Genomic DNA, 4,696 nt, shown 5'->3' on the forward strand with positions numbered 1-4,696 from the left:
GTGGTGAATTAACCATATCAGAAAGGGGGTCTTTTTTCATCACCTAATGGGTGATGAAGCAGATTACTTTAAAGACTATTAAATCAATGTTAGGAAAGACTATTAGTAAAACTATGAATTATTCAGGATTTATAGAGTTACTTGAAATACTTTATTTTAAATTAAAAGATTTTGAAGGGCCATATGTATTAAGTGATAGGAGATATAAAGATTGTGCCGTTTTATATTATAGGTATGGAGGCTTTAAAGAAATAATCAGATATGATGATGAAGGAAAAAAAGAATACTTAATATTAGATAGCGACAATGAATATATTATAGATAACAGATTGGCATATTATTCTCCTCCAAAAGGTCAGGATGAAATCATATCTTATAAGGCTAGCAATGAACAAGAAAGCCCTAATGATTATGTGTTTAAAAAAGCTCTAAAATTTTCAAATTTGGGTGGGGTGTATTTAGCTGAGGATATTAATGGAGAAAATGTGATTATAAAAGAAGCGCGCCCCTATATTAACTATTTTCCAAATGGCATTATGGGGACTGATCGACTAAAATCAGAATATAATCTGTTGAGTTTTTTCTCTAAGCATACTAATGTTCCTAAAGCTCTTGATTTTTATAAACAGTGGGAGCATTATTTTTTAGTTGAAGAATTTATTGATGGTAAAACACTCTACAATTTTTACATGGATGAAACACCAATTCTAGATGTTGACTTTAATGGAAAAAAATGGAATGAATATTTAATAAAAATTTGTGATATATTTATACAGATAACAGACATATTAGAATGTATCCATGATTATGGATACATATATGGAGACTTATCTCCAAACAATGTAATGATTACTGAAGACCATAAAGTTTATTTGATTGATCTTGAGAGTAGTATAAATATAAATGAAATTAATTTAGCATCACAAACGTTTGAATATACAGAAGAAATTACTAGTAATAATTTCTTCCAGTCAGATATCTATTCCATTGGACTTCTTTTATTAAGTTGTCTGATTAACCGAAACCGCTTGTACTTATTAGATGAAAGCAAAATAGAGGATGTTATACAGCAACTCTTTTCAAATTATACTTTTCCTATTGAATTGAAAGAATTAATTTATAGTTTAATTGATGCGGACCATGCTAATCGACCATCGACTAAAGAGATAAAAGAAAACCTATCTGAAATAAAGGAAATTCTTAATGAGTTGGAAATTAATGTAATTGAAAACAATACCTCTTTAAAGAAAAAAATTGATGAAGTAAAATACTCAGTAAAACCTTTATTAAATGGGATAAATAGTTATAGAGAAAAATCATTGTCAGATGTATATTCTACTTCAGATATTATTGATAACCTTTACAATTTTAGTAATGGTCTTTTAGGTATTGCTTACACAAAATTTAAAATGAATGAAGTAAGTAGTAACGATATGCAAGATATTGAAACTGTCATTAGTGAGAGTAAGTATTGCCCTGAAGGTTTATACACCGGAAGAAGTGGCATTGCTTGGAAGCTATCAGAAATGGGCTTTTTAAAAGATGCAGAAAAAATTTTCCCTTCTACAGTAACTGAAAGTTCAAATTTATCTTTATACTCTGGTTTAGCAGGAATTGGATTAGCTAATATATATTTTTATAATAAAACCGGAAAAAGACATTATAAGAAAAATTCAATTAAAATCGCTGATTATATTATAAGAAATATAGATTTATGTTCTGATATAGGCTTTAAAAAAGGAAGAGCAGGAATTTCATTATTTCTTTTAGAGATATATAAGGTCACAAACTATGAAAAGTATTTATATATGGGTGAGTTTTTTCTAGAGTATGATATGGAGTATATATACCATCATAAGTCTGGTGCGTTACTTCTCTCTACTGAAGCTGATAGTAATGATTTTTTGTCGCCATATTTTATTGATGGAAGCGCGGGTATCTTAACAGTTCTTGCGAGATATTATAAAGTTACAGGAAAAGAAGACTATAAGGAACAGTGTAGAAGAATTGCAGATACTTTATTGATAAAACATCATACCTCTCCTTCTCTATTCAGAGGTTTAGCAGGGATTGCTAATGCATTATATGACTGCTACTTATTTTTAAATGAGGCTAGTTATTATGAAGAATCGGTAAATCTTTTACGGGAATGTTTACGTTATGCTGTGAAAAATAATAATAAGTGGGAATTACCCAATCGAACTTTAAATTATCTTTGTTTTGATATAGCAGAAGGATCTGCTGGAGTGTTATTAATTATTGATCGAATTATAAATAATAGAAAAATAAATCCTTTATTTTTTATAGACAATACCGAGGAGCGGATAGTACTGTGAAAATTTTTAGAAAACACCCTATTTATTTAATAATTATTTTGATTTTAACGGTTTGTTCTTCTGCTTCAAGTGTTTATGCAGGTTATTCTCTTGGGTTACTATATGAGAGCTTAGAACAAACTTCGTTTCAACTGTTGTTTCGAAATAGTTTCTTCATTATTTCTATTTGGATATTGTCAATTGCTATTAATTATATACTAGATTGTATGATTGCATACACTCTAAAAGTTATTAATGTTGATATAAGGAAGACTTACACCCATGATATTTCAAATTTAAAGTACAGAGATTATACTAGAAATAATACAGGGTATTATATATCTAGGCTGACTAATGACATTGAACGTTTTGATGAGAGTGCTTTACTAAGCATTTTTTCATTAATGGGGAATATGCTAAAAATGCTATTTTCGTTCATAGCAATAACATCGATGCATTCATACTTAGCCTATTTTACAATAGCATCAACCTTTATAATGCTTATAATTCCGAATATAACAAAACCAATAATTGGAAAATATTCAAATAATGTGTCAAACCGACAAGAAGCTTTTGTAGGAATTTTAAATGAAACATTCTCCAATTATATCGTTTTTAAAACCAATAATTTAATGAAAAAATTTAGAGATAGAATAAACAATGAATCTAATAATTTAGAGCAAGATAAGTTGAAATTTCAGTTTATAAAAGACTTAATTATGAGAATAAATTCGGCAATTAATATTCTATTTCAAATTGGAACTTTGATGTTTACAGTCTATTTAGTCATAAATAATGCCGTTTATCCAGGAGCAATTCTATCAATAGCTAATTTAGTAGGAGTTTTCTTTAGCTCTTCTTTAGGAGTTTTTAATGATATTGTGACGTACAATTCTTCTAAACCAATAACAAATAAATTATCTGAATTTGATTGGCTAAATGAACAAGATTATAACACAGCCTCAGTAGCCTTGACCGATCAAATACAAAGTATTAAATCTGGAAAATTATCTTTTAATTATGATGAAAACATGAGTATATTTAATGATATTAATTTAACTTTTGAATTTCCTAATAAATATGTAATCATTGGAGAAAGTGGTTCTGGTAAATCTACTTTATTGAAATGTATTGCAGGTCTCTATGAAAGTTATAGTGGAAAAATATTTTATAATAACTTTCCCTTAAAAGAATTAAATTTACCTGATGTATGGAATCAAGTTGTTTATTTAGATCAAACATCAACCCTATTCACGGGAACAATTAAAGAAAACCTTACTTTAGGAGAAGAATACAGTGAGGAAGAGATCATAGAAGTTTTAGAGAGAGTTAACGCTTACAATTTTGTTTGTAGTAATGACGAAGGACTCGATTATATGGTCACAGAGGGGGGGAAAAATTTTTCAGGAGGACAAAAGCAACGACTTGCCATAGCGAGAGGACTATTGAGGAAACCTAGAATTTTATTAATTGATGAAGCAACCTCAGCATTAGATGAACGCAATAAAAAACTGATTGAATCAACTATATTACAAGATCCAGAATTAATGGTTATCATGATTTCACATAATATAAATCAGGACACTGAAGCATACATTGATAAGATAATTCAGCTTGATGATATACAATAATAATTTACAAAGGAATAATTATTGTTAGTTTTCTTTTTAGTGCCATCTTTACTAATAAAATGGCCAGCTGTTTATCAAATATTAAATTGTCTGAATAAAAAAAGTAAAATCAAAACCAATTCAATTTATAATGAGGAAAGTTTTGATTTTATTTTTTTAAAGCTTGAGCTAGTTAATCACGGGAACAGGTTGAGATGTGCTTTTTTCATGTCTTCTGCTCCAAAAGAGCTTCATTATTTGGTTAATGCTTTGGAAAGTGCCATAAAGATACATCGAATAGCTAGCTAAAGTACAGCGTGACAATACCTCAATAACATTATTATATTGGGGCTGGGAATTAAGTCGCCCTAAATAATAAAAATGCGATGAACCAATCAGAATTCTGATTGGTTCATCGCATTTTATATTTTTGATTGAAGAACTCCGAGAAGCTTCTGCTTGTCTTCTTGCTTCGATTGCTAATTTTGTTAAATTCATGCTCATAAGCATGATACCTATATCATTATGTACTTCTTGTTTACCTCTCACATGTGACTACTGCCACACATTTGTACCACTGATGCCAACTTTCTTACCACTGTTTGCCAAAGAATGTACCACCTTTTGCCAGCTTAATGTACCACTTGTTTATGGCAATATAATAATACATAAGATTGCAGCCTAAAAGTACATAACCAGGCAACAAAAAAAGCCTTGTTAGTCATCCAGTTTACCTCTAAAGTTTAAGTTACGACGCTTAACTTGGAGGAA

At 29.4% G+C, this 4,696-nt stretch carries 3 protein-coding genes; 2 read left to right on the forward strand and 1 reads right to left on the reverse strand.

Annotated elements, in window-relative coordinates:
- The first annotated feature begins 53 nt into the window (after positions 1-53).
- Complete coding sequence (locus ACEN4N_RS11035) at positions 54-2,336, forward strand: lanthionine synthetase LanC family protein (RefSeq protein ID WP_407094241.1); 2,283 nt, start codon at positions 54-56, stop codon at positions 2,334-2,336.
- Positions 2,333-3,946 carry an ABC transporter ATP-binding protein gene (locus ACEN4N_RS11040; RefSeq protein WP_138405579.1) on the forward strand — a complete coding sequence of 538 codons (1,614 nt, stop codon included), beginning with the start codon at positions 2,333-2,335 and terminating at the stop codon, positions 3,944-3,946. Before ACEN4N_RS11035 ends, ACEN4N_RS11040 begins: the two co-directional genes overlap by 4 nt.
- Positions 3,947-4,114: 168 nt before the next feature.
- Here the strand turns inward: ACEN4N_RS11040 and ACEN4N_RS11045 are convergent, their stop codons facing one another.
- Positions 4,115-4,474, reverse strand: a complete 360-nt coding sequence (locus tag ACEN4N_RS11045; protein ID WP_138405578.1) for a hypothetical protein — start codon at positions 4,472-4,474, stop codon at positions 4,115-4,117.
- Positions 4,475-4,696: the final 222 nt, after the last annotated feature.

The organism is Ruoffia sp. FAM 20857 (genome assembly GCF_045528645.1).
Lineage (GTDB): Bacteria > Bacillota > Bacilli > Lactobacillales > Aerococcaceae > Ruoffia > Ruoffia halotolerans.

What these genes read in the sequence shown, in the direction of transcription:
- ACEN4N_RS11035 (WP_407094241.1), top strand. Translation starts at nt 54, where the DNA reads ATGAAGCAGATTACTTTAAAGACTATTAAATCAATGTTAGGAAAGACT.